Consider the following 23,075-nt stretch of genomic DNA (forward strand, 5'->3'; position numbering starts at 1 on the left):
GTGCACGGCAGAGTTTATTCGCTGGTGAACGGCAGGCGGCCGTTGAACGCCCGACTAAGCGTACCGCCGTCGACGTACTCAAGCTCGCCGCCCATGGGCACGCCGTAGGCCAGGCGTGAGAACGTCACGCCGTAAGCGTCAAGCCGGGTCGCAATGTAGTGCGCGGTGGCCTCCCCTTCTACCGTGGGGTTGGTGGCCAGCACGATTTCGCCTATCGCGCCCTCGGCCACGAGCTGCTCCAGCTGTTCAAGGCCGATGGTTTCGGGCCCGATGCCGTCAATGGGCGACAGGTGTCCGTGCAGCACGAAATAGCGCCCGCTAAAGCCCCCGGCCTCTTCGATGGCCAGCTGGTCGGCCGGCGACTCGACCACGCACAGCAGCGTTTCATCCCGCCGCGGACTTTCGCACAGTGTGCACAGCTCGGCCTCGGTCAGCGTACGGCAGCGCCTGCAGTAGCCCACGGCCTCGACCGCCTCGGCGAGCGTGGTTGACAGGCGCTTGCCGCCTTCGCGCTCGCGCTCCAGCACGTGCATGGCCATGCGCTGGGCGGTTTTTGGCCCCACGCCCGGCAGCACTCGGAACGCTTCCATCAGCTGTTCGACAAGCGGAGAAAAGCGCATCGCTTAAAACGGCATTTTAAAGCCGGGCGGCAGGTTCAGGCCCGCGGTCGCTTCTTCCATCATCTCCTTGGAATTGGCCTCGATCTTGCGCACGGCGTCGTTGACCGCCGCGGCCAGCAGGTCTTCCAGCAGCTCCTTGTCCTCTTCCATGACGCTCGGATCGATGTCGACCTTGCTGACGTCGTGGCGGCCGTTCATGGTGATTCTGACCATGCCGGCACCGGCTTCGCCCTGAACTTCGGCCTTGGCGACCTCTTCCTGGGCCTGCTGCATCTTTTCCTGCATTTCCTGGGCCTGCTTCATCATGTTGCCCATTCCGCCTTTCATCATGGTCTCTCTCCAGACAGGTAAAATATCGTTTTCAGTCGGTGCCCCGGGCAGGCGTCACGCCGTTATCTATAAAGGTGGCGCCAAACGTTTCCTTGAGCTGTTGAACATGGGGGTCACGGTTAAGCGTATCAAGCGCCCGGGCGTGGCGCGCCTGCGCCAGCCGGCTTTCGCGCTGCCGGGGCGTTTCCAGCGTCGGATCCAGCGGCTCCGGGGTAAAGGCTACCCGGCGCTTTAGCCCCTGGGCCGCAAGCGCCCGGGCAATACGGGTTTCGTGTATCTCCGCCTGCATGGCCGCCTGCTCCGGATCCAGGCGCAGCTCCAGGGTCGCGCCGTCGTCGTGTTTGAGCTGGCAGTTCGCGGCCAGGCTGCGCGTCAGCCCGCCGAGCCCCAGCGCGGCGAAGCCGTCAAGCCAGCCGGCGTGGTCCAGCCGATCGGACGCTGCCGGCTCCCGAGGCTCGGGGGCAGCCGGATCGGGCTCGGGCGGTACGGGCGCCGTCTCTACAGCCGTCTCAATCACCGGCTCAGGAGCAGGCTGAGATGCCGGCTCGGGGGCCGCTTCCAACGTTGAGTCCGGCTCCGGCGCGGCGTCGCGCGCCGGCTCCAAAGCCGGCTCAGACTTTGGGATGGGCGACGCCGGTGGCGGCTCAGCCGGCCGCTCGGGCTGCAGCGGTAGCGGCGTGGCCGGCGGCCGGGGCACGCCCTGGGGGCGAAACGCCAGCATGCGCATCAGAGTCATTTCCAGGGCGCTGCGTAAATCCGGCGCGTGGGCCATGTCGCCGCGGCCCTGGATGCCGATCTGATAGTAAAGCTGGACATCTTCGGCAGTGAAACGCGCCGCCAGCGCGAGCACGGTCTCACGATCGCCGTGGCCGCTGTCCACCGCGTCGGGGACCATCTGCGCCACCGCCAGGCGGTGCAAAATAGCCGTAACGTCGTCGAGCACCGCGGCAAAGTCCGGGCCCTGCTCGGCCAGCCGGGCCACCTCCTCCAGCAGGCGAGCTACGTCTACCTCGGCAAGCGTCTCGACCAGCGCCAGCACGTGGCGATGGTCCAGCGTGCCCAGCATGGCGGCCACGTCGGCATGGTGAACGACGCCCTGGCCAAAGGCGATGGCCTGGTCGGTGAGGCTCATGGCATCGCGCATGGAGCCTTCGGCGGCCTTGCCCAGCAGCCACAGCGCGCTTTCTTCAAACGCGATGCCCTCTTCGCCAAGCACGTGGGTCAGATGCTCGACCACGCGCTCCGGCGGCAGATGCTTGAGAGTAAACTGTAGACAGCGCGACAGCACCGTGGGCGGCAGCCTGTGCGGATCGGTGGTCGCCAGCAGAAACTTGACGTGGGGCGGCGGCTCTTCCAGCGTTTTCAGCAGCGCGTTGAAGCTGCTGGTGGAAAGCATATGCACCTCGTCGATGAGGTAGACCTTGTAGCGCCCCTGGGTCGGCGCGTACTGGACGTTGTCCAGAAGCTCGCGGGTATCTTCCACCTTGGTGCGCGACGCGGCGTCCACCTCGATCAGGTCGACAAAGCGGCCCTCGTCGATGGTCCGGCAGCTGTCGCACTGCCCGCAGGGGGTCGACGTGACGCCTTCATCCCCCTTGCCGCCTGCCGTGCAGTTGAGGCATTTGGCCAGAATCCGCGCCAGCGTGGTCTTGCCCACGCCGCGGGTGCCGGTAAACAGGTAGGCATGATGCAAACGCCCCTGGTCAAGGGCATTGACCAGGGCGCGCTGCACGTGCGTCTGCCCCACGAGTTCATGGAATGTGCGCGGCCGCCATTTGCGGGCCAGAACCTGATAGCTCATGGGGCAGAATATCCTTCGGCGGGCAAAGAGACAGGGAAAGGCGCCATTCTAGCGGCTGCCACCGTGCCCGCCAACCGCTGCCGAGATACGGCAGAAGCGACGCTTCAGGCGTTGTCGCCTTCTTCGGCGGTGCCGGCGCGCTGGGCCGCGCCCTTGACCAGCTTTTCCAGCTCGCCGTTCTGGTGCATGTCGACGACGATGTCGCAGCCGCCAACCAGTTCGCCTTCTACCCACAGCTGGGGGAACGTCGGCCAGTTGCCCACCTTGGGCAGCTCGGCACGGACGTCTGGATTATCCAGCACGTTGACGAAGGCAAAGCGCTCGCCGCAGCTCATCAGCGCCTGTACGGTCTGGGCCGAAAAGCCGCACTGGGGCAGCTGCGGCGTGCCTTTCATGTAAATCAGGATTTGATTTTCGCTGATCTGCTGCTGAATGTTTTCCACGGTTGTGCTCATGAGGCCTCCTTGGGATTGCCGACGCAAGGCATCGCCCTGCGTCGGTTTCGAGAACGGTCGCGTCGCCGAATCAACTCCGGCTCTGCCAATACCCGACCATGCTACTAGGCCTTGCAGCCTAGCGCCATCCTACCCAATGCGGCCCGCGTTGCGCATCCCCTACCGCGCCGCTAGGATAGTCTTTTTGCACGGAGAGCTCTCATGGCGCGCCATTTTTTGACCCTTCTGGACCTGTCTCCAGACGAGCTGCACTACCTCATCCAGCGGGCCATCACCATCAAGAGCAACCTTAAGGCGCAGGGGCCCAACTACGCGCCGCTACCCAACCGCACCCTGGCGATGATCTTCGAGAAGTCGTCGACGCGCACTCGAGTGTCGTTTGAAACCGCCATGGCGCACTTTGGCGGCCACGCGCTGTTTCTGTCTCCGCGGGATACCCAGCTGGGCCGCGGCGAACCCATCGGCGATACCGCCCGGGTGCTCGCGGAAATGGTTGATGCGGTGATGATCCGCACCTTTTCCCACGCGGGGCTTGAAGAATACGCCGCGGCAAGCGCTGCGCCGGTCATCAACGCGCTTACCGACGACTACCACCCCTGCCAGCTGCTGGCCGACGTGATGACCTGGACCGAGTTGCGCGGCCGAATCCAGGGCCGCACGGCGGTGTGGATCGGCGACGGCAACAACATGTGCCACTCGTGGATCAACGCCGCCCGCCAGTTCGACTTCAACCTGCGCGTCTGCTGCCCCGAAGGCTACGAGCCCCGAGCCGATATCGTCGCCGCGGCGGGGGATCGCGTCAGCATTCTTCACGATCCGCAGCAGGCCGTGGACGACGTTGACCTGGTCACCACCGACGTCTGGGCCTCCATGGGTCAGGAAGAAGAGCAGGCCAAGCGCGAGGCCGACTTCGCCGGCTTTCAGGTCACCGAGGCGCTGCTCGACCGCGCCAGAGAAGACGCCCTGTTTCTGCACTGCCTCCCCGCCCACCGGGGCGAGGAAATCAGCGCCACGCTGCTGGACGACCCCCGCGCCGCGGTCTGGCAGGAAGCCGGCAACCGCCTGCATGCGCAGAAAGCGCTGATCGAATTTCTGCTGCTGGGGCGGGTCAGCTAAGCCGCTGCCCCGTGGCAGCCAGCCGCTGCCGAGCCATACAAAAAACCGCCCGATGGTCTGAGCCATCGGGCGGTTTTTAAATCTGGTGGAGCCTAGCGGGATCGAACCGCTGACCTCAACACTGCCAGTGTTGCGCTCTCCCAGCTGAGCTAAGGCCCCAAGGCTGCGTTCAGCAGCGAGGCGAATCATAAGGGCAGAACCTAGCCGAGTCAAGCCGCCATAAAAAACGCATCTTGCACTACGTCTCCCGGAAAAAGGTGTGGCACTATCGGCTTGACGGCTTGCGCTTGACGGTTTAACGCCTACCCCTTATATGACCCGGCCTTGTAGCGGTTCAGCTGACTTGCCACGCAGGAGCTGCCCCTTGATCCACTTACTGATTGCTGACGATTATCATCTGGTCAGAACAAGCATCGCGCATCGGCTCAGCCAGGAGTGCGATATTGCCATTGCCGGTGAGGCCGCCGACGGCGAAAGCGCGATCGCCCAGTGTCGCGAGAAGCGCCCCAATGTCGTGCTCATGAACATCCGCATGCCGGGTATCGGCGGGCTGGAAGCCACCCGGCGGCTTTATCGCAGCATGCCCGAGATTAAAGTGCTGGCGTTAACCACCCAAACCAAGGACAGTCTGGCCCGCCCCATTCTAGAGGCAGGGGCCGCCGGCTTTCTGAACAAAAGCTCCAGCTACCACGAAATGCTCGACGCCATTCGCCACGTCTTTCACGGCCGGCGCTATATCGGGCAAAGCGTTGCCCAGCGTCTGGCGCTGGCCAACATTGCCGGAGAAGCCGGCCGATTTGACCGGCTTTCCCAGCGCGAGCTGCAAATCGCCCTGATGATTGTCAACTGCCAGCGCGTTCAGGAAATCTCCGACCGCCTCCATCTGAGCAGCAAAACCGTTCACACCTACCGTTACCGGCTGTTTGAAAAGCTCAACGTCAGCACCGACGTAGAGCTGACTCACCTGGCGCTGCACCACGGCTTGGTGGACGGTTTTGACGCCACGCCGCCTTAGCACTGCCTTTTACTCGGCCGCGGTACCGACAAGGATCGTCCGGCTATACGCCGGGCCAAGTCTGTTAGACTGGGCGGCACCCCATGAACACGAACGTTGCGTCATTAATCTTGCCCCATGAGCTTTGACCACAAGCAGTTTCTGAGTACCGTCGGCGCCTCGCCGGGCGTTTACCGTATGCTCGACGCCCAGGGCGACACCCTTTACGTGGGCAAGGCCAAGCGGCTGAACGCCCGCCTGGCGAGCTATTTCCGCGGGCGCCTGAACGCCAAGACCCAGGCCATGGTCGGGCGCATTGCCGATATCCAGATCACCGTGACCCGCAGCGAAATCGAGGCCCTGCTGCTTGAGCAAACGCTGATCAAGTCCTGGCGTCCGCCTTACAACATCCTGCTTCGCGACGACAAGTCTTACCCGTTCATCTTCGTCACCGATCGCCACCCGTTTCCCGCGCTGGAGTACAAGCGCGCCCGCCAGCGAAAAAACGACGGCCGCTATCTCGGCCCCTACCCCGGAAGCGGCGCGGTGCGCGAGAGCCTGGCGCTGATGCAGAAAATTTTCCGCATCCGCAGCTGCGAAGACAGCGTCTTTGCTCACCGCTCGCGCCCCTGCCTGCAATACCAGATCGACCGCTGCAGCGCGCCCTGCGTGGACTACATCAGCGAAGCCGACTACCGCCGGGATCTGGAGCACGCGATCATGTGCCTGGAAGGCAAGAGCGAGCACGTGACCCAAACGCTCACCGATGCCATGGAGCAGGCCAGCCAGTCGCTGGATTTCGAAGAAGCCGCGCGGCTGCGCGACCAGATTCAGCAGCTCAGAGCGCTGCAGCAGCGCCAGTTTGTCGATACTGAAGGCGGCGATGCGGACGTCTTCGCGCTGGCCCAGCGCCCCGGGGGCCTGAGCGTAGCCGTGCTCAGCGTGCGCGACGGCCGCCTGCTGGGCGCGCGCCACCATACTCCGCCTAACGACCTTGATCTTGACCCCGGCAGGCTGCTCGCCAACGTGATCGGCCAGTATTACCTTGCCCAGCCGCACGAAATCCCCGCCGAGATCATTACCTCCCACGCCCTGGACGACGCCGAGCTGCTGCAAAGCGCGCTCTCCCAGCACGCCGGCAAGCGCATTCGTCTGGCCTATCAGGTGCGTGGCCACCGCGCGCAGTGGCAGGATCTGGCAATCACCAACGCCGAGCAGCACCTGGCGACCACCCTTGCCGATCAGCAGCAAATGCACGAGCGCTTTGCCGCACTGCAGCAAGCCCTGGGGCTCGATGCCATGCCCGAACGGCTCGAATGCTTTGACATCAGCCACAGCCACGGTGAGGCCACCGTCGCCTCCTGCGTGGTATTCGATACCGGCGGGCCGCGCAAAAGCGACTACCGCCGCTTCAACATCAAGAACGTTGCCGCCGGCGACGACTACGCCGCCATGCAGCAGGCGCTGACTCGGCGGCTCAAGCGCGTGACCGACGACGCCGGCGTTGCTCCTGACGTGCTAATCGTGGACGGCGGCAAAGGCCAGCTCAACATGGCCCGCGAGGTGCTGAAAACGCTCGGCATCGACAACATTATCCTGCTCGGCGTGGCCAAGGGCACCACCCGCAAGGCGGGGCTGGAAACGCTCTTTCTCGAGACCCCCGAACACCCGCTGGCCCTGGAGGCCACCTCGCCGGCGCTGCATCTGGTGCAGCACATCCGCGATGAGTCCCACCGCTTTGCCATCGCCGGCCACCGCGCCGCCCGAGACAAGACCCGACGCACCTCGACGCTACAGGAGATCCCCGGCATCGGCCCCAAGCGCCGCCGGGAGCTGCTACGTTTTTTTGGCGGCCTGCAGGGCGTACAAAAAGCCGACCGCACCGAGCTTGCCCGGGTCCCCGGCATCAGCGAAGCGCTGGCCGACGTGATTTATCAGTCGCTCCACGGATAAAGCGCGGCGAGCATGGATGCCGCTCGACAAGAGGGATAGAATAGCCGGGCGCTCACGACGCTCCGACGCTTTCTTCCGTTTTTCCGGCAAGGATCGCACCCCGCGATGAACATACCCAATATCCTCACGCTCGCCCGAATCGCCTTCATCCCGCTACTGGTGGTGCTGTTTTACCTGCCGTTCAAGTGGAGCATGTCGGCCGCCGCGATTTTTTTCGCCCTGGCCGCGGTTACCGACTGGCTGGACGGCTACCTGGCCCGGCGCTGGAATCAATCCACCCCTTTCGGCGCGTTTCTCGACCCGGTGGCGGACAAGCTCATGGTCGCCGTGGCGCTGGCGCTGATGATCGAACGCTTTGATACCTGGCTGCTGACGCTACCGGCGCTGGTGATCATCGGCCGCGAAATCGTCATCTCTGCCCTGCGCGAATGGATGGCCGAAATGGGCAAGCGCGGCGCGGTCGCCGTGTCCTGGATCGGCAAGTTAAAAACCACGCTGCAGATGGCGGCCATACTGGTGCTGCTGGGCTTTCCTCCGGGACACCTGATGGCTAACCTGGGGATTGTCACCCTCTACGCCGCTGCCCTGCTGACGCTGTGGTCCATGATCCAGTACCTCAAGGCCGCCTGGCCGCATCTTAGCCGGGAGATGTAAATCGCCCGATGCAGTGATTCGTCCATTGACAACGGGGGCAACCTGCGTATAATTCGCCAGCGAGTCGAGCGGGAATAGCTCAGTGGTAGAGCATCGCCTTGCCAAGGCGAGGGTCGGGAGTTCGAATCTCCTTTCCCGCTCCAACGACTTGAGGCTGGATGGCAGAGTGGTGATGCAGCGGACTGCAACTCCGTTAACGCCGGTTCGATTCCGACTCCAGCCTCCATTTCTTTGAGTATCCTCCCCCTCTTAGTTTTCGCATGCCTCGCCCGGATGGTGGAATAGGTAGACACTAGCGACTTAAAATCGCTTGCCTAATGGCGTGCCGGTTCAAGTCCGGCTCCGGGCACCACATGCGCTTTCCCTATTGCTGAAAACTAATCTTAGTTTTTATTATCAGCTAGTTACCGTTACTTTTAGCGATATTCGTATCGCTACTTCGCGCAGCGGCATTGCGCTACATCCTTGCCTCTTGCTGCTTGTGCTGACCGTGATAAAAAAAGCCCGGTCCCCGATGGGCCGAGCTTATCGCCGACTTCAGCTGATGCCATTATTCATCCTTGTCCTGCTTGTTATCGTCGCCGCTATTCGTGGTGGAGCGAGACCCGAGGCTTGACGCGTCGTCAGATTCGCTACCAGGGGTGCCTTGGCTGCTCGGGTTCTTGCGCTGACTTCTTTCGTCCTGAGCGCCGGGATACCCTTGGCGGCGTGGATCATTCTGATCGCTGTCGCCTTGCTGGAGCCCCTGGGTGTAGCCTTGCTGGAAACCTCTCAATAGCCCCTGCTGGATGCCTTCCTCCTTGCCCTCCATATATCCCTGTAGATAGATGTATTGGAAAAACTGCGACGAGTCGTCCTGCTGCCGGCTGCCCCGGTCCCACCGTTCTTGCGAATCGCCGCCCCGATGGCTCTTCCCGGAGGCATTGCGATCCTGTTGCCAGGATCGATCCGACGAGCCAGAACGGGAACGTTCTCGGTCGCTGCTGTCATGATCAGGCCGAAAGCGCTGATTCTGTGCCTGGCGATCCTCGTAGTCCCGGTTACGCCATTGCTGGCGATGCTGGTCGCTATCGTAGCGTTCCTGATTATCAAACCGCTGACTGCTTTGGCTATCGCGCCATGGCTGACGATCCTGATTATCGCTTTGCTGAGCCATAGCGGCGCTGCTGGTAACGAGTGTGGCCGACACGATGGAAGCCATTAGAAGTTGGCTGTACATGACTACTCCTTGGGTATTTATCGAGGCGCACGGGCGCTCGGTTAATTGTTAATGTTTATCCAAGTATCACTCCGACCTTGTCAGCCTACTTAATAGTCGTTGCGATTGCGTTGATTGCTGTCGTAGCGGTTATGCCGGTTGCTGTCATGGCGATTGCGCTGATTGCTGTCGTAGCGGTTTTGCCGGTCGCTATCGTAGCGATTGCGCTGATCGCTGTCGTAGCGGTTTTGTCGGTTGCTGTCGTAGCGGTTGCGCTGGTCGCTGTCGTAGCGGTTTTGCCGGTTGCTGTCGTAGCGGTTGCGCTGATCGCTGTCGTAGCGGTTTTGCCGGTCGCTATCGTAGCGATTGCGCTGATCGCTGTCGTAGCGGTTTTGCCGGTTGCTATCGTAGCGGCTGCGCTGATCGCTGTCGTAGCGGTTTTGCCGGTCGTTGTCGTAGCGGCTGCGCTGATCGTTGTAGTCACGATTTTGATGTATGTTGCCGGAACGGCTTTGCTGTCCGCTGTCGTAGCGCTGAGTGCTGGAATCATAGCTACGTTCGCTATTCATCCAGCCTTGCTCACCGCTTTGCTGGGCAGCGGCGCTGCCTGTGACCAAGAGAGCTGATATAGCGGAAGCCAAGAGCATTTTCTTAAACATCAGTTTCTCCATTAGTTATTTTTGTATCAACAACTTCATTGGGTATTTTCCAAGAGCCTTCCAAATAAAGCTTAGTTAGCATTGTTGATAATTCAAGAAATCGCCTTTCCGGCCATCATGGAAAGATGGCGCGGAGTCATCGTCTATCCTTGAGTCTCGCTCACAGGCTCAAATCTTTCGCCCCACGCTTATCGTGATGGGCTTATCGCGCCTGCCCACATACCAAGGTGCTGATGATTGGCGGCGGCATGGCCGGCCTGACGCTGGCCATGCAGCTCGCCGGCCACCGGCTGACTCAGCTGCCGGGGCGGTGGAACACCCGGCGAAGCCGGCGCCGGGCATCCGCAGGCGCGCTGTCAGGCCATAGCCATAGCCGCTTGCCGCCAAGCCTCAGACCGGCAAGCCAAGGGCCGAGATAGTCGCACTCGAGCGGCGCCCAGACAGGCGGCAACGCCGTGGAGGGCACGGGCAGAAAACGCCCCTGTACGCTCGTCTCGTCAACGCTTACCTCAAGCGTCCCCCTTGGCTCGCGACGGCGCGCCTGCCACAGCCAGAGAGCGCCAAGCGCGGCGCAGACCGTCGCTGCGATGAAACCCAGGCACAGCCCGACAACCCACGCCGCCAGCCCCAGCAGCAGTCCGTGAGCTCCCAAGCGGACCTTAGAGGCCGCGATAGGCAGCGCTATCGAGGCTTTCCGCATGGGCCACAATCATTTTGACAATGCGCCGGCGCGAGGCATCTTGAGGCCACTCCCGACGCATCAGCCAGGCGAACAGGTCCTGGTCTTCTTCGGTAATCAGCTGGCGGTAGACCGCCTGGTCATCGGCACTCAGGGTGTCATAGCACCGTTCAAGGAACGGGATCAGCAGCAGGTCCAGTTCCCACATGCCGCGGCGGGAGTGCCAGTACAGTCGTTTGCGCTGGATTGCTTCCGGGGAAGTCGCGTCGCTCAACGTCGGCCTCTTTTGCGTTGATGAAAGGAAACGCCAGTATAGCGCACACGCACGTTCGCGACAGCGGCACTTCCGGCCTATGCTGCCATTATCGGCGACGCAGGCTAGTACCTTGTTTTCGCTGAATTGTTTTATCCACAATGGAGCAGTATGCTGAATACCGCTGCACACTTGGGCGACACCGCGCCGCGGCCGCCGATACTCTTTGCCTCTGCGTTTCTCGCCGGCGCCCCACCCCTGTCGTTGCATGGAGCCAACCGATGACCAAATCAGAGCTGATCGAACAGATTGCACTGCAGAAGCCGGAGCTTTCCCTCAAGGAAGCAGAAACCGCCGTGCGCCTGATACTCGACGACATTACCGATACCCTGGCAAGCGGCAGCCGGGTAGAAATCCGCGGCTTTGGCAGCTTTTCGCTCCACTACCGCGAGCCGCGCACCGGCCGCAACCCCAAAACCGGAGACCCGGTGGAGCTCGACGGCAAATATGTGCCGCACTTCAAGCCCGGCAAGGAGCTGCGCGAGCAGGTCGACGAGAGCCGCACCCAGGGCTATTAGCACGGGTCAGTCCGCTCCCGGCCACGGCCGCCGCGGGGTGACGCGGCGCCCCGAGTCATACACAATAGGGCACCGGATACGCTACCAATCAGGACATTCATCATGCGCTGGATCAAAGGGCTTTTACTTGCTGCCATTTTGCTGGTGGTATTGCTGGTCGGCATTCTTTTCGCCGTCAACAACCAACAAACCATAGCACTCGACCTTATCTGGCTGGAGCTGCCGCCGGTATCGCTTTCGGTTTGGCTGCTGGCAACGCTTACCGCCGGGGTGATCGTCGGGATGCTCGCCATGCTCGGCGTCTACGTGCGCCTCAAGGCGCGGCTAGCCAGCGCCCGGCGCAGCAATAAACAGCAGCGCAAGGAGCTTGACCGCCTGCGCACCCGGGAGCTCAAGGAGCTCGCCTGAATGAAGGACAGCGCCTGAATGCTCGATGCCGTGCTGCTGGGGGTGCTGGTGGCCGCCATTGCCATCGGCTTCGGGCTGGGTTACCGCCAGGCGCTTCGCCGTGCCAGACAAACGCTGCCAGACCCGTCCGAGGCGCTGTCCCGGGACTACTTTATCGGGCTCAACTACCTGCTCAACGAGCAACCCGACGAAGCCATCAATACCTTTATCCAGGCGCTTGAGGTCAACAGCGACACCGTTGATACCCATATCGCCCTGGGCAAACTCTTCCGCACTCGCGGCGAAGCCGACAAGGCCGTCAACATCCATCAGAATCTGCTCGCCCGCCCGGCGCTTCCTGCCCTGCAGAATGAGCAGGTACAGCTGGAGCTGGCGCGGGACTTCATGGCGCTTGGGCTACACGACCGAGCCCAGCGTCTCCTGCAGCAGGTCGATGCCGACAGCCGCCACGAAGCCCACCGGACCACCGCCAGGCGGCTACTGATCGATCTCTTTGAACGCGAGAAAGACTGGCAGAGCGCGCTTGAGGTCATGCAGCCGCTGCTGGAACAGCAGCCCGACATGCAGGGGGCGGCCGCCCACTGGCAGTGCGAGCTGGCCGAACAGGACGTGATCCAGGCCAGCCGGACCCTGGCCCGGCGCCGGCTAAAAAAAGCGCTGCAGCTTGACCCCCGCTGCGTACGCGCCAACCTGCTGCTCGCCGAGCTGGCCATGGACAAAGGCCACTATTCGGACGCCATTGCCCGGCTGGGCCAGGTCGCTGACCAAGAAAAAGCGCATATTCCCACCATGCTGCCGGGCCTGCAGCGTGCCTACCGCCGCGCCGGTGACGAGGCCGGCTTCGAGCGCCACCTGCTCGCCCTGCTGGAAGACGCCCCCTATACCAGCGTCATCGTGACCCTTGGCGAACTGACTCACCGGCGCGACGGGGTAGACGTCGCCATTGAACGCACCGGCGAGCGCCTGGGCGTATCGCCAAGCCTTGGCGGGCTCGACTACCTGCTCGACCTCTACATTGAAAGCCAGCGCCTGAGCGGGCGGGAACCCCCGGACTCGCGGCTTTTCCTGCTCAAGCATCATACCCGGGCGCTGCTGGAAAACCGCCCCCGCTATCGCTGCCAGCGCTGCGGCTTCAGCGGCGAAACCCTTACCTGGCAGTGCCCCAGCTGCCGCCACTGGGGAAGCGTCAAGCCGATCACCGGGGTCGAAGGCGAGTAGCCGCTGCTCGGCGGCTGCCATCGCATCAATCGCCGGCAAGCTCGGCTTCAATCGCCTCGAGGGCAGCCATCGGGGCATCGGCCCGAGTTACCGGTCGCCCCACCACCAGGTGCGTGCTGCCGGCCCGCATGGCGTCCGCCGGCGTCATGATGCGCTGCTGATCGTTGGCGGCGGCAAAGCGCGGCCGAATGCCCGGCGTCACTTTCAAAAAGTTCTCGCCGCAGCAGGCGGTCAGCAGCGGCGCCTCCCGGGCCGAGCAGACTACCCCACTCATGCCGCTGTCGCGGGCCAGGAGCGCAAGGCGCCGAACCTGGTCTTCCGGCGTTCCGCCGACCCCCACTTCTTCCAGGTCTGATGCTTCCATGCTGGTCAGCACGGTCACCGCAATCAGGTGGGTGGCCAGGCGATGAGCGGCCAGGCGCTCGGCGGCGGCTGCCATCATTTGGCGCCCGCCGCCGGCGTGCACGTTGACCATCCACACGCCCTGCTCCGCTGCCGCCTGGACGGCGCTGGCCACGGTGTGGGGAATGTCGTGGAATTTCAGGTCAAGAAAGACCTCGAAGCCGCGCCCGTGAAGGGCTTCCAGCACGGCCGGGCCGCTACGGGTAAAAAGCTCTTTGCCGACTTTCAGCCGGCAGCGCGCGGGATCGAGCTGGTCGGCCATGCACAGCGCGGCATCCAGCGAAGGGTAATCCAGCGCGATAATCAGCGAAGGTGGCGTCGTCACGTTATGGCTCCCCGGGAGAGTGTCAGCATGGCGCAGTATATCAGCCGCGGCGCGCCGGTGAAGCCTGACCCGGCAAGCCCTGTACGCCAGCAATGCCTGTACGCCATGGATGACAGCGCCGTAGCCGTTGTCTTACATCCCCGGCCCGGGCTGGCTGACATGCCGCGCTTGCCCGCCGGCTAACGTGAAAGGGCGTGAGGCCTTCCCGCCACGCACGTTGCCCGTACAGCACTCCCATGGAGGATCAACATGACGCTCAAAGGACTCACCGCTGCCCTACTGCTCAGCCTTACGCTCGGCCTTTCCGGCGGCGCTATCGCGCAGCAGGTAGCCCCCATCAACGTCAACACCGCCGACGCCGAGCTGCTGGGAGAACTCCCGGGTATCGGCCCCAGCCGCGCCGAAGCCCTGATCAAGGAACGCGAAGCCAACGGCGAGTTTAAAGACGCCGACGACCTCACCCGGGTCAGCGGTATCGGCGAGGCCACGGTGGACAAGATTCGCGACGAAGTCGAGTTTTAAGCGCCCGCTATATCCGCCACTGATCCATGAACCGGTGCACCGGCGTGCCTTCCAGCGCGTCGGTGCTCTTGCACTGGGCCAGGATGGCGTCCGCCTGCCGGGGCGGAAAGCGCGTGGCCAGATGGCGGGTAAACTTCTCGACCAGCTCCGGCATCCCCTCTTCCCGCCGGCGACGATGGCCGATGGGATATTCCACTTCGACCCTGTCGGTATGGCTGCCGTCGTTGAAAAACACCTGAACGGCGTTGGCAATGGAGCGCTTGTCGGGGTCCAGGTAGTCGGCGGAGTAGCGCGGCTCTTCCACCACCTGCATGAGCCCACGGAGCCGGTCGATTTGGGGATGCGCGGCGTGAAAGTCGTCTTCGTAGTGCTCGGCCTCAAGCGCGCCGAAAATCAGCGGCACGGCGACCATGTACTGCAGGCAGTGGTCGCGGTCGGCGGGGTTGGCCAAAGGCCCGGTCTTGGCAATGATGCGAATGGCCGACTCGTGGGTGACAAGCTCGATGCGTTCAATCTCGTCCAGCCGGCCGGCAACGTCCGGGTGCAGCGCCATCGCCGCCTCGCAGGCGGTCTGGGCGTGAAACTCGGCGGGGAAGGAAATCTTGAACAGCACGTTTTCCATCACGTGGCAGCCAAACTCGCGCTGGAAGCTGAAGCGGCGCTCGCCTTCCGGCTTGGTGGCCAGGTCCCGGTTGGTATGGCTGAAGGCGACGTCGTAAAAGCCCCACTGGGGGGCGCTCAGCGCACCGGGGATGCCCATCTCGCCGCGCATGGCCATGTCGGCCAGGCGCACGCCCCGGGCGGTGGCGTCCCCCGCCGCCCAGCTTTTGCGCGACCCGGCGTTGGGCGCGTGACGGTAGGTGCGCAGGCTTTGGCCGTCGACAAAGGCGTGGGACAGCGCGGAAAGCAGCTGTTCGCGGTCCGCGCCCATCAGCCACGCCGACACCGCGGTCGAGGCCACCTTGACCAGCACCACGTGATCCAGTCCCACGCGGTTGAAGCTGTTGTCCAGCGCCAGCACGCCCTGGATTTCGTGGGCCATGATCATCGCCTGAAGCACGTCGTCCATGGTCAGCGGCGCCTCACCCCGAGCCGTGCGCTGCTGGGATAGGTGGTCGGACACGGCGAGAATCGCCCCCAGGTTATCCGAGGGGTGGCCCCACTCCGCGGCAAGCCAGGTGTCGTTGTAGTCCAGCCAGCGGATCGCGGTGCCGATGTCGAAGGCCGCCTTGACCGGGTCCAGGCAAAACGACGTCCCCGGAACCCGCGCGCCCTGGGGCACCTGGGTGCCGGGCACCTGGGGCCCCAGGTGCTTGGTGCACTCGGGAAAGCGCAGCGCCAACAGGCCGCAGCCCAGGGTATCCATGAGGCAGTAGCGAGCCGTTTCCCAGGCCTCGGCTGAGGGCGCCGGTGCGCTCAGCACATAGTCGGCAATGCGCTGCAGTTCGTGATCATAGTCGGGGCGCTGATTGTCGTCGGACATGCAAACCTCTTTGCTTCATTGGCGGAAATCGGGCTGGCAAAAGCGCCATCAGTCGCGCTGGTCGATGGGCACCCAGTCGCAGTGCTCGGGGCCGGTGTAGTCGGCGCTGGGGCGGATAATGCGGTTATTGGCGCGCTGCTCGAATACGTGAGCGCACCAGCCGGTCACCCGGGCCATGACGAAAATCGGCGTGAACAGCTTGGTGGGAATGTCCATGAAGTGATAGGCGCTGGCGTGGAAGAAGTCGGCGTTGCAAAACAGCTTCTTCTCCCGCCACATGACCTCTTCGCAGCGCACCGAGACGGGGTAGAGCACGGTATCGCCCACGTCATCAGCCAGCTTTTCCGCCCACTTTTTGATGATGGCGTTGCGCGGGTCGGACTCGCGATAAATGGCGTGGCCGAAGCCCATGATTTTTTCCTTGCGCTCGAGCTTTTCCAGCATGCCGCGCTCGGCGTCACCCGGAGAGTCAAAGCCTTCGATCATCTCCATGGCGGCCTCGTTGGCGCCGCCGTGCAGCGGGCCGCGCAGGGTGCCGATAGCGCCGGTGACGCAAGAGTGCAGATCGGAGAGCGTCGAGGCGCACACCCGGGCGGTGAAGGTCGAGGCGTTGAATTCGTGCTCGGCGTAGAGGATCAGCGAGACGTTCATGGCGTCGGCGTGCAGCCGGCTCGGCGCCTTACCGTGAAGCAGGTGCAGAAAATGCGCGCCGGTGGACTCATCGTCGGTTTGGGTATCAATACGCTCGCCGCCGTGGCTGAAGCGGTACCAGTAGGCAATAATCGAGGGCAGCGCGGCGACAAAGCGGTCGGCCACATCCTGCTGGGCGTCAAAGCTTTCCTCGGTTTCCAGGTTGCCAAGCATGGAGGCGCCGGTGCGCATCACGTCCATGGGGTGGGCATCGGCGGGAATCTGCTCGAGCACGGTTCTGAGCGCGTCGGGCAGCCCGCGCAGGCTTTTCAGCCGGGCGACATAGGCGTCAAGCTCGGCGCGGTTGGGCAGCTTGCCCTTGAGCAGCAGGTAGGCCACCTCTTCAAAGCGGGCGTTATTCGCCAGCGTCTGGATGTCAAAGCCGCGGTAGGTCAGCCCCGAGCCGGACTTGCCCACGGTACAAAGCGCGGTTTCGCCGGCGCTCTGGCCACGCAGGCCGGCACCGCTGAGTTTCTGCTCCGCCATAGTTGTCTCCTGAACAAAAGTGAATGGCGCAGGCGCGCCGGCCGCGTCAGAGCGTGCCCCTATCAGTCGTCATCGCTCTGCCCGACAAACAGCGCGTCCAGTTTCTGCTCGTATTCGTGATAGCCAAGGATGTCGTAGAGCTCGTCACGAGTCTGCATGGTATCCACCACGCTTTGCTGGTGACCCTCGTCCCTGATGCGCTGATAAACGTTGAGGGCTGCCGCGTTCATCGCGCGAAACGCCGACAGCGGATAAAGCACCATGTCGCAGCCCGCCTCCCCAAGCTCGGCCTGGGTGAACAGCGGCGTGGCGCCGAACTCGGTAATGTTGGCCAGGATCGGCGCATCGACGCGCTCGCAGAAGGCGCGGTAGTCGTCAAGGCTGTGCACCGCTTCGGCAAACACGCCGTCGGCGCCGGCTTCGACGCAGGCGTTGGCCCGCTCGATGGCGGCGTCCAGCCCCTCTTTCTGGAAGGCGTCGGTACGCGCCATGAGGAAAAACTCGGGGTCGAGGCGCGCATCGGCGGCGGCCTTGATGCGATCCACCATTTCCGCCTGGGACACGATCGCCTTGTTGGGCCGGTGGCCGCAGCGCTTTTGGGCTACCTGGTCCTCCAGGTGCACGGCGGCCACGCCGGCGCGCTGCATCTCCTTGACGCTGCGGGCAATATTGAAGGCCCCACCCCAGCCGGTATCGATATCCACCAGCAGCGGCAGCTCCGTGGCGCCGCAGATGCGGTGGGCGTCTTCGACCACGTCGTTCATGGTGGTCATGCCCAGGTCCGGCAGGCCAAAAGAGGCGTTGGCCACCCCGCCACCGGAGAGATAAATCGCCTGGTGCCCCACGCGCTCGGCCATCAGCGCAGTGTAGGCGTTAATCGTGCCGAGGATCGGCAGCGGGTGGCTCCGGTTGAGCGCGGCGCGAAAGCGCGCGCCGGGGGTGAGTGCGGTCATGGTCATCCTCGCTGAAAAGACTTCCCCAAATACTACAGATCGTTTCATGCGCCAGCCAGCAGCGGCCCCCGGTTTACTCCAAAGGTATAAACGCTGCGCGCGTAACGGCGGCCCTTGCCCGGCAGCGCCGCCGGTATCTGGCAAGGCCGGCGGCTCGCCCCTAGAATAAGGCGCTCATATGAACTTAAGACGCTCCCATTCCGGCAAGGCGACACCCCGTACATGACCCAGCCGCTAACGCTTACCCCGCTGTCCTACGCCCGCGATCCGCTGGCGCTGTTTGCCCGGCTGCGCCATCGCCCAGGTGCTGTGCTGCTCGACAGCGGCCGCCCCGAGACCCGCGGCCGCTACGACATCATGACCAGCGACCCGCTGGGCACCCTTCATGTAGACGCCGGCGGTCATCCGCGCCTAATGCGCCATGACGACGCCCTGGCCGCGCTGCCCGCCGAGCTTACCGATGCCTTTGCTGCCCAGGCCTGGCTACTGGACCAGCTGCCGGCCCCCGGGCTTTCCAGCGAACTGCCCTTTCTCGGCGGCCTGGTGGGCTATTGGGGCTATGACCTGGGCCGCCAGCACCAGGGGGTTGCCGGCGCCCAACCCGCCGCGACGTCGCTTCCTGCCGCGCGTCTGGGGCTTTACAACTGGGCAATCATATTCGACCACGAGGCGCATCGGGCCTGGCTTGCCGCCACGCCGGCGCGCGCCGAGGCAGTCAAGCAATGGCTTGATCAGCCGGCGGACGCCAGCGGAGACTTCCATCTTGTCGCGCCGTTTCGTGCCGACATGAGCCAGGACGAATATGCCGAGCGCTTCGCTCGGGTGAAGGACTACATCCGCGCCGGTGACTGCTACCAGATCAATCTCGCCCAGCGGCTTTCTGCCCGCTACCGGGGCGATGTCTGGGCCGCTTACTGCCGCCTGCGCCGAGCGACGCCGACGCCGTTTTCCGCCTTCATGGCATGGGACGACAAGGCCGTGATGTCGCTGTCGCCCGAGCGCTTTATCCAGGTCCGCGACGGCCGGGTGGAAACCCGCCCGATCAAGGGCACCCGGCCCCGAGGCGACACGCCGGAAAGCGATCGTGCCCGGGCACAGGAGCTGCGGCACAGCGCCAAGGACCGCGCCGAGAACGTGATGATCGTGGATCTTCTGCGCAACGATCTCGGCCGGGTATGCCGGCCGGGCAGCGTGCGCGTGCCGCTGCTTTGCGGGCTGGAAAGCTACCCCAACGTGCATCACCTGGTCAGCGTTGTGCAGGGCGTGCTTGCCGCCGGCTACTCACCGCTTGCCCTGCTGGAAGCCGCGTTCCCCGGCGGCTCGATTACCGGCGCGCCGAAAATCCGCGCCATGCAGATCATCAATGAGCTGGAACCCTGCCAGCGCAGCCTCTACTGCGGCAGCCTCGGCTACGTGGACGTGCGCGGGCGCATGGACACCTCCATTGCCATCCGCACGGTGCTGGCCGACGGCGAGACGCTCCACGTCTGGGGCGGCGGCGGCCTGGTCGCCGACTCTGACCCGCACGCCGAACACGCCGAGACCCTGGACAAAATCCGCCATCTGATAGCTTCTTTGGAATAAAAAAGTGATAAAACCAAATATTTAGGAATATAAAAACCAAACAAAACGGTATTGGGCCCCCGGTTGGCCTTATTGTTAGCCTTTCTGCCAACCCCACGGCCACAGGAGACAATATGGCAATTCCAGCGCTTGATACCGTCAACCGCGACCTCGGTCACGACCCCAGCGCCCTGATCGAATGGGCCATGCGCCAGGGCAACCGGCCCCTCTGCACCACCAACTTCCGCCCATTTGAAGCGGTCATTCTGCATATGGTCACCCGGGTGAAGCCGGATATTCCGATCGTGTGGATGGACAGCGGCTACAACACGCCGGCCACCTATCGCTTTGCCGACGAGCTTGTCCGCCGGCTTGCCCTCAACGTCATCAGCTACGTGCCCCGGCGCACCCGAGCCCACCGCGAGGCGCTAGAGGGCGACTTTCCCGACATTGACGATCCGCGCCACGCCGCCTTTACCCGGGAGGTCAAGATCGAGCCGTTCGAACGCGCCCTGAGCGAGATGCGCCCGGACGTCTGGTTCACCGCCCTGCGCGCCGAGGACACCGCCGCGCGCGCCAAAATGCAGCCGGCAAGCCCGGGCGAAAACGGCCTGGTAAAAATCGCCCCGGTACTTAACTGGAGCGCCAAACAGATGCACGACTACCTGGTGGCGCACGACCTGCCCAACAACCTCGACTATTTTGACCCCACCAAAGGCGAAGAAAAGCGCGAATGCGGGCTGCACCTGCAGCACTGAAAACAAAAGGCCGCCCGGCGCGGCCGCTAGTATTCCGGCAGGCGGATGTCGTCAAACAATGTTTTCTCATGGCGCGGCCCGGCCGTGAGGGCGGCGTCTACCAGGTCCCGGTCCAGGTGCGGCGCAAAGCGGGCGAGGAAGTCATACATGTAGCCACGCATGAAGGTGCCCCGACGAATGCCGATCTTGGTGGTCGAGCTTTCAAACAGGTGGTCGGCCCTGAGCGCGACCAGGTCACTGTCCAGGACTTCGTCAACCGCCATGCCGGCCACAATGCCCACGCCCATACCCAGGCGCACGTAGGTTTTGATCACGTCGGCATCGGCCGCGGTCAGCACCACGTTGGGCGCAAGACCCTGGGCCTTGAAGGCGTCGTCCAGCTGGGAGCGGCCGGTAAAGCCAAACACGTAGGTGACCAGGGCGTAGCCGGCCAGGGCCTCCAGGGTCAGGCCGCCGTCGAGGCGAGTCAGCGGATGGCCCCTGGGCACCAGCACGCAGCGGTTCCAGCGGTAGCACGGCAGCAGTATCAGGTCGGTGAACAGCTCAAGCGACTCAGTGGCAATGGCAAAGTCGGCCTGGCCTTCGCTGACCATCTGGGCGATCTGCTTGGGCGTGCCCTGCTGCATGTGCAGCGCCACGTCCGGATATTGGCGGGTAAATTCGGCAATCACCGGGGGCAGCGCGTAGCGTGCCTGGGTGTGCGTGGTGGCAATAGCCATGCTGCCGCGCCGCTCGTCGCTGTGCTCCTGGGCCACGTCCTTGATGTTTTCCGTCAGCCGCAGCACCTGACCCGCCAGCTCGATAATCGCCTCACCCGCCGGCGTAACCCGGGTAAGATGCTTGCCGCTGCGGGCAAAGATCTCTACGCCCAGCTCGTCTTCCAGCAGGCGAACCTGCTTGGAGATCCCCGGCTGCGAGGTGTAAAGGCTCTGCGCGGTGGCCGAAACGTTAAGATTGTGCCGCCTGACTTCCCAGATGTAGCGTAGCTGCTGTAGCTTCATGCTTTGGCCTTTTCTTGGTGGCAGCCCGATCAAGCGGCTGACATTTTCAATAACGAATAAAAAACATTTTTATAATACTTTTAAAGCATAGGCAATACCAGCATCGCGGCCCGTTTCAAAAGCGGTCAGCGCATCATCAGCGGCACCGGGCGTCCGCAGAGTTGCCAGCCCTGGCCACGCCGGCTAACATTTGCCGGCTTGGCGCGGTGAAAAAGCGCTCGAAACACGCCTGGAGCCGTTGCTTGGGACACGGCAACGACACATCAAGAGCAACGCAAACGGGAGAAGATAATGTCCAACGTAGACGTCACCAACACCAACTTTGAAGAGGAAGTCCTCAACGCCGAGCAGCCGGTGCTGCTGAAGTTCTGGGCGCCCTGGTGCGGCCCCTGCAAGGTAATGGCGCCGGTGGTCGACGAAGTCGCCGACGAGCGCGATGGCAGCGTCAAGGTGGCCAGCATCAACGTCGATGATGCCCCGGAAATCGCCGCCGAGCAGGGCGTCCGCGGCGTCCCCACCGTCATGCTGTTCAAGTCCGGCACCAAGGTGGCCTCGCTGGTGGGCGCGCAGTCCAAGTCCCAGCTCAGCCAGTTTCTCGACCAGAACGCCTGATAGCGCAGCCCCCTTAGCACCGAACCCTTAGGACAGAACCTACTAGCGCAAGCCCGGCCGCTGACGCGGCCGGGCTTCAGGCGCGCACCTGCCCCCTTCACTACCTATCACTACTGCCCATCATTCGCCCTCGGCTTCTCGCCGGCGCCGTGAAGGCGGGCGCTTGGCCTGACGCAGCCGGCGGCTCTCTTCTTCTCCGCCCATACGCGACCCTGGCCCCAGCAGATGGGCCATCCAGCGGGTTTGCGGGTGGCTGTCCAGTGCGATCTTGAGCGTCATGGTCAAAAGCACCGACAGCAGCAGTCCCGCCACGCCGAAAATCCAGCCCCACACCACCAGCGACAAAAACACCACCAGGGTGGAAAGGCCCAGCGCCCGTCCCATCAGGCGCGGCTCCACCAGGTTGCCTAGCACGAAGTTGACCCCCAGGTAGGCAAGCGAAAGCAAAAACGCCTCGCCGATGCCGCCATTCTGGCTGACCAACAGCAGCAACACCGGCGGCACCGCGGCAATTGCCGAGCCGATGTTGGGAATGAAGTTCAGCGCAAACGCCAGCACGGCCCAAAGCAGCGCAAACTGGACGCCCACCAGCAGGCAGGCCAGCCAGATGAGAACCCCGGTGGTCAGGCTGATCACCGTTTTTACCGCCAGGTAGCGCTTCAGCGTCAAACTGAACTCGGCAAAGCGCTCAAGGCTGGGAGCCGGGTTGGCCAGCGCCAGCGACACTTTCCCGCGGAAGTGCAGCGTTTCAAACATCATGAACACTACCAGCAGCGATACCACCATGCTCTGCATGAAAAAGTTGCCCAGCTCGCTGAGCAGCATGGAGACCCAAGTCGTGTCCTCTGCCCCGCCAAACAGCGCTTCGATCTCTTCGGTGTTAATTGCCAGACCGAACGCCGATAGCTGGTTGAGCACCTGCCAGTACGTCTGGCGCAGCCGGGTTTCGATGTCCGGCAGCGCCTCGACAAAAGTGCTGAAACTGTTGACGACGAGAAACCCCAGCAGCGTGACCAGCCCCATCAGTACCAGCAGAGTAAGCAATACGGCAGCGCGCATGGGCAGCCCGCGGCGGTGCAGCCACTGCACCGGCTCGGTGCATACCACGGCGATAAAAAACGCCAGCAAAAGCGGCACCAGCAGGCTGGCCCCCAGCTTCATGCCGGCAACGATGATCACCAGCGAGGCCAGCGCCAGGGTGGCGTGAAGCGGCATGCTGCGATAGTCCGGATCAGATTCGTTGTGCATTGAGCGAGTCTCTGGTAGATAGCTTGGGTGATGATGCAATAGCTTTGATGACGGTTGTTAGGGTCTGTTGACGTTTCATGGCAGGGGTATTGGCAGGATAGGGGCAAGCTCGCAGA

Annotated in this window: 24 protein-coding genes, 4 tRNA genes and 1 pseudogene; 14 read left to right on the plus strand and 15 right to left on the minus strand. The window is 63.4% G+C overall.

The features are described from left to right. Nucleotides 1-14: 14 nt before the first annotated feature. From recR to grxD, 4 genes are all read right to left on the minus strand, one after another. Entirely contained in the window at nucleotides 15-620 is a 606-nt protein-coding gene (recR, locus tag ACZ46Y_RS09565; RefSeq protein ID WP_311956572.1) for a recombination mediator RecR, read from the minus strand. 3 nt (nucleotides 621-623) lie between these two features. Continuing rightward, nucleotides 624-950: a YbaB/EbfC family nucleoid-associated protein gene (locus ACZ46Y_RS09570; protein WP_311956571.1), complete on the minus strand. Its 327-nt coding sequence runs from the start codon at nucleotides 948-950 to the stop codon at nucleotides 624-626. A 31-nt stretch (nucleotides 951-981) separates the two neighbouring features. After that, entirely contained in the window at nucleotides 982-2,751 is a 1,770-nt protein-coding gene (gene dnaX / locus ACZ46Y_RS09575) for a DNA polymerase III subunit gamma/tau (protein ID WP_311956570.1), read from the minus strand. Between the two features lie 104 nt (nucleotides 2,752-2,855). Beyond that, a complete protein-coding gene (gene grxD, locus ACZ46Y_RS09580; RefSeq protein WP_311956569.1) occupies nucleotides 2,856-3,206 on the minus strand; it encodes a Grx4 family monothiol glutaredoxin in 351 nt (116 codons plus the stop codon). A gap of 201 nt (nucleotides 3,207-3,407) precedes the next feature. Between grxD and argF the strand changes: the two genes are divergently transcribed. Continuing rightward, entirely contained in the window at nucleotides 3,408-4,322 is a 915-nt protein-coding gene (gene argF, locus ACZ46Y_RS09585; RefSeq protein WP_311956568.1) for an ornithine carbamoyltransferase, read from the plus strand. Between the two features lie 83 nt (nucleotides 4,323-4,405). On the opposite strand, the gene ACZ46Y_RS09590 is transcribed toward argF, so the two are convergent. Further along, nucleotides 4,406-4,481, minus strand: a tRNA-Ala gene (locus ACZ46Y_RS09590). Between the two features lie 205 nt (nucleotides 4,482-4,686). Here ACZ46Y_RS09590 and ACZ46Y_RS09595 point away from each other — a divergent pair. From ACZ46Y_RS09595 to ACZ46Y_RS09620, 6 genes are all read left to right on the plus strand, one after another. Beyond that, nucleotides 4,687-5,337, plus strand: a complete 651-nt coding sequence (locus ACZ46Y_RS09595) for a response regulator (protein WP_311956567.1) — start codon at nucleotides 4,687-4,689, stop codon at nucleotides 5,335-5,337. Nucleotides 5,338-5,454: 117 nt separating this feature from the next. Further along, nucleotides 5,455-7,269 (plus strand): excinuclease ABC subunit UvrC, encoded by a 1,815-nt coding sequence (uvrC, locus tag ACZ46Y_RS09600; RefSeq protein ID WP_311956566.1) that lies wholly within the window; start codon nucleotides 5,455-5,457, stop codon nucleotides 7,267-7,269. A gap of 105 nt (nucleotides 7,270-7,374) precedes the next feature. Then, nucleotides 7,375-7,923, plus strand: coding sequence for a CDP-diacylglycerol--glycerol-3-phosphate 3-phosphatidyltransferase (gene pgsA, locus ACZ46Y_RS09605; protein WP_311956565.1), 549 nt, complete (start codon nucleotides 7,375-7,377; stop codon nucleotides 7,921-7,923). Nucleotides 7,924-7,991: 68 nt separating this feature from the next. Further along, a tRNA-Gly gene (locus ACZ46Y_RS09610) sits at nucleotides 7,992-8,066 on the plus strand. Nucleotides 8,067-8,075: 9 nt separating this feature from the next. After that, nucleotides 8,076-8,149: transfer RNA gene (locus ACZ46Y_RS09615), tRNA-Cys, on the plus strand. A gap of 41 nt (nucleotides 8,150-8,190) precedes the next feature. Next, nucleotides 8,191-8,275 (plus strand) — tRNA-Leu (locus ACZ46Y_RS09620). A 198-nt stretch (nucleotides 8,276-8,473) separates the two neighbouring features. Here the strand turns inward: ACZ46Y_RS09620 and ACZ46Y_RS09625 are convergent. The 4 genes from ACZ46Y_RS09625 to ACZ46Y_RS09640 all read right to left on the minus strand — a co-directional run bounded on the left by ACZ46Y_RS09625 (nucleotide 8,474) and on the right by ACZ46Y_RS09640 (nucleotide 10,733). Next, nucleotides 8,474-9,142 (minus strand): FliH/SctL family protein, encoded by a 669-nt coding sequence (locus tag ACZ46Y_RS09625; RefSeq protein ID WP_311956564.1) that lies wholly within the window; start codon nucleotides 9,140-9,142, stop codon nucleotides 8,474-8,476. A gap of 89 nt (nucleotides 9,143-9,231) precedes the next feature. After that, nucleotides 9,232-9,690: a hypothetical protein gene (locus ACZ46Y_RS09630; RefSeq protein WP_311956563.1), complete on the minus strand. Its 459-nt coding sequence runs from the start codon at nucleotides 9,688-9,690 to the stop codon at nucleotides 9,232-9,234. A 385-nt stretch (nucleotides 9,691-10,075) separates the two neighbouring features. Next, nucleotides 10,076-10,432, minus strand: coding sequence for a hypothetical protein (locus ACZ46Y_RS09635; RefSeq protein WP_311956562.1), 357 nt, complete (start codon nucleotides 10,430-10,432; stop codon nucleotides 10,076-10,078). 7 nt (nucleotides 10,433-10,439) lie between these two features. Continuing rightward, a complete protein-coding gene (locus ACZ46Y_RS09640; RefSeq protein WP_311956561.1) occupies nucleotides 10,440-10,733 on the minus strand; it encodes an FAD assembly factor SdhE in 294 nt (97 codons plus the stop codon). 260 nt (nucleotides 10,734-10,993) lie between these two features. Between ACZ46Y_RS09640 and ACZ46Y_RS09645 the strand changes: the two genes are divergently transcribed. The 3 genes from ACZ46Y_RS09645 (at nucleotide 10,994) to lapB (ending at nucleotide 12,916) form a co-directional block, all read left to right on the plus strand. Continuing rightward, nucleotides 10,994-11,290 carry an integration host factor subunit beta gene (locus ACZ46Y_RS09645; RefSeq protein WP_311956560.1) on the plus strand — a complete coding sequence of 99 codons (297 nt, stop codon included), beginning with the start codon at nucleotides 10,994-10,996 and terminating at the stop codon, nucleotides 11,288-11,290. A gap of 102 nt (nucleotides 11,291-11,392) precedes the next feature. After that, nucleotides 11,393-11,698, plus strand: a complete 306-nt coding sequence (locus ACZ46Y_RS09650) for a LapA family protein (RefSeq protein ID WP_311882412.1) — start codon at nucleotides 11,393-11,395, stop codon at nucleotides 11,696-11,698. 18 nt (nucleotides 11,699-11,716) lie between these two features. Next, complete coding sequence (gene lapB, locus ACZ46Y_RS09655) at nucleotides 11,717-12,916, plus strand: lipopolysaccharide assembly protein LapB (protein ID WP_311956559.1); 1,200 nt, start codon at nucleotides 11,717-11,719, stop codon at nucleotides 12,914-12,916. A 25-nt stretch (nucleotides 12,917-12,941) separates the two neighbouring features. Here the strand turns inward: lapB and pyrF are convergent, their stop codons facing one another. Beyond that, nucleotides 12,942-13,580, minus strand: coding sequence for an orotidine-5'-phosphate decarboxylase (gene pyrF / locus ACZ46Y_RS09660; protein ID WP_464380092.1), 639 nt, complete (start codon nucleotides 13,578-13,580; stop codon nucleotides 12,942-12,944). 306 nt (nucleotides 13,581-13,886) lie between these two features. On the opposite strand from pyrF, the gene ACZ46Y_RS09665 reads away from it, so the two are divergent. Then, complete coding sequence (locus ACZ46Y_RS09665; protein ID WP_311956587.1) at nucleotides 13,887-14,165, plus strand: ComEA family DNA-binding protein; 279 nt, start codon at nucleotides 13,887-13,889, stop codon at nucleotides 14,163-14,165. 7 nt (nucleotides 14,166-14,172) lie between these two features. On the opposite strand, the gene ACZ46Y_RS09670 is transcribed toward ACZ46Y_RS09665, so the two are convergent. The 3 genes from ACZ46Y_RS09670 to prpB form a co-directional block, all read right to left on the minus strand. After that, a complete protein-coding gene (locus tag ACZ46Y_RS09670; RefSeq protein WP_311956557.1) occupies nucleotides 14,173-15,648 on the minus strand; it encodes a bifunctional 2-methylcitrate dehydratase/aconitate hydratase in 1,476 nt (491 codons plus the stop codon). A gap of 48 nt (nucleotides 15,649-15,696) precedes the next feature. After that, nucleotides 15,697-16,824 carry a bifunctional 2-methylcitrate synthase/citrate synthase gene (gene prpC / locus ACZ46Y_RS09675; RefSeq protein WP_311956556.1) on the minus strand — a complete coding sequence of 376 codons (1,128 nt, stop codon included), beginning with the start codon at nucleotides 16,822-16,824 and terminating at the stop codon, nucleotides 15,697-15,699. Between the two features lie 62 nt (nucleotides 16,825-16,886). Continuing rightward, entirely contained in the window at nucleotides 16,887-17,777 is an 891-nt protein-coding gene (gene prpB, locus ACZ46Y_RS09680; protein WP_311956555.1) for a methylisocitrate lyase, read from the minus strand. A 222-nt stretch (nucleotides 17,778-17,999) separates the two neighbouring features. Here prpB and pabB point away from each other — a divergent pair, with 222 nt between their 5' ends. Both pabB and ACZ46Y_RS09690 read left to right on the plus strand, forming a co-directional pair. After that, entirely contained in the window at nucleotides 18,000-19,361 is a 1,362-nt protein-coding gene (gene pabB / locus ACZ46Y_RS09685; RefSeq protein WP_311956554.1) for an aminodeoxychorismate synthase component I, read from the plus strand. Nucleotides 19,362-19,474: 113 nt separating this feature from the next. After that, on the plus strand, nucleotides 19,475-20,098 hold the full coding sequence (locus ACZ46Y_RS09690) for a phosphoadenosine phosphosulfate reductase domain-containing protein (protein ID WP_311956553.1): 624 nt from the start codon (nucleotides 19,475-19,477) through the stop codon (nucleotides 20,096-20,098). A 26-nt stretch (nucleotides 20,099-20,124) separates the two neighbouring features. Here ACZ46Y_RS09690 and cysB read toward each other — a convergent pair whose 3' ends face one another. Continuing rightward, a complete protein-coding gene (gene cysB / locus ACZ46Y_RS09695) occupies nucleotides 20,125-21,099 on the minus strand; it encodes an HTH-type transcriptional regulator CysB (protein ID WP_311956552.1) in 975 nt (324 codons plus the stop codon). Nucleotides 21,100-21,366: 267 nt separating this feature from the next. Here cysB and trxA point away from each other — a divergent pair. After that, nucleotides 21,367-21,711, plus strand: a pseudogene (gene trxA, locus ACZ46Y_RS09700) (thioredoxin); the annotation flags it as partial. Nucleotides 21,712-21,831: 120 nt separating this feature from the next. On the opposite strand, the gene ACZ46Y_RS09705 reads toward trxA, so the two are convergent. Next, nucleotides 21,832-22,959, minus strand: coding sequence for an AI-2E family transporter (locus ACZ46Y_RS09705; protein ID WP_311956551.1), 1,128 nt, complete (start codon nucleotides 22,957-22,959; stop codon nucleotides 21,832-21,834). Between the last annotated feature and the right edge of the window lie 116 nt (nucleotides 22,960-23,075).

The organism is Halomonas garicola, from assembly GCF_055382465.1.

Excerpts from the sequence above, each read along its gene's own strand:
- recR (WP_311956572.1), bottom strand. The coding sequence starts at position 620 with ATGCGCTTTTCTCCGCTTGTCGAACAGCTGATGGAAGCGTTCCGAGTG.
- ACZ46Y_RS09570 (WP_311956571.1), bottom strand. The coding sequence starts at position 950 with ATGATGAAAGGCGGAATGGGCAACATGATGAAGCAGGCCCAGGAAATG.
- dnaX (WP_311956570.1), bottom strand. The coding sequence starts at position 2,751 with ATGAGCTATCAGGTTCTGGCCCGCAAATGGCGGCCGCGCACATTCCAT.
- grxD (WP_311956569.1), bottom strand. The coding sequence starts at position 3,206 with ATGAGCACAACCGTGGAAAACATTCAGCAGCAGATCAGCGAAAATCAA.
- argF (WP_311956568.1), top strand. The coding sequence starts at position 3,408 with ATGGCGCGCCATTTTTTGACCCTTCTGGACCTGTCTCCAGACGAGCTG.
- uvrC (WP_311956566.1), top strand. The coding sequence starts at position 5,455 with ATGAGCTTTGACCACAAGCAGTTTCTGAGTACCGTCGGCGCCTCGCCG.
- pgsA (WP_311956565.1), top strand. The coding sequence starts at position 7,375 with ATGAACATACCCAATATCCTCACGCTCGCCCGAATCGCCTTCATCCCG.
- ACZ46Y_RS09625 (WP_311956564.1), bottom strand. The coding sequence starts at position 9,142 with ATGTACAGCCAACTTCTAATGGCTTCCATCGTGTCGGCCACACTCGTT.
- ACZ46Y_RS09630 (WP_311956563.1), bottom strand. The coding sequence starts at position 9,690 with ATGAATAGCGAACGTAGCTATGATTCCAGCACTCAGCGCTACGACAGC.
- ACZ46Y_RS09645 (WP_311956560.1), top strand. The coding sequence starts at position 10,994 with ATGACCAAATCAGAGCTGATCGAACAGATTGCACTGCAGAAGCCGGAG.
- ACZ46Y_RS09650 (WP_311882412.1), top strand. The coding sequence starts at position 11,393 with ATGCGCTGGATCAAAGGGCTTTTACTTGCTGCCATTTTGCTGGTGGTA.
- lapB (WP_311956559.1), top strand. The coding sequence starts at position 11,717 with ATGCTCGATGCCGTGCTGCTGGGGGTGCTGGTGGCCGCCATTGCCATC.
- pyrF (WP_464380092.1), bottom strand. The coding sequence starts at position 13,580 with ATGGCCGACCAGCTCGATCCCGCGCGCTGCCGGCTGAAAGTCGGCAAA.
- ACZ46Y_RS09670 (WP_311956557.1), bottom strand. The coding sequence starts at position 15,648 with ATGTCCGACGACAATCAGCGCCCCGACTATGATCACGAACTGCAGCGC.
- prpC (WP_311956556.1), bottom strand. The coding sequence starts at position 16,824 with ATGGCGGAGCAGAAACTCAGCGGTGCCGGCCTGCGTGGCCAGAGCGCC.
- prpB (WP_311956555.1), bottom strand. The coding sequence starts at position 17,777 with ATGACCGCACTCACCCCCGGCGCGCGCTTTCGCGCCGCGCTCAACCGG.
- pabB (WP_311956554.1), top strand. The coding sequence starts at position 18,000 with ATGACCCAGCCGCTAACGCTTACCCCGCTGTCCTACGCCCGCGATCCG.
- ACZ46Y_RS09690 (WP_311956553.1), top strand. The coding sequence starts at position 19,475 with ATGGCAATTCCAGCGCTTGATACCGTCAACCGCGACCTCGGTCACGAC.
- cysB (WP_311956552.1), bottom strand. The coding sequence starts at position 21,099 with ATGAAGCTACAGCAGCTACGCTACATCTGGGAAGTCAGGCGGCACAAT.
- ACZ46Y_RS09705 (WP_311956551.1), bottom strand. The coding sequence starts at position 22,959 with ATGCACAACGAATCTGATCCGGACTATCGCAGCATGCCGCTTCACGCC.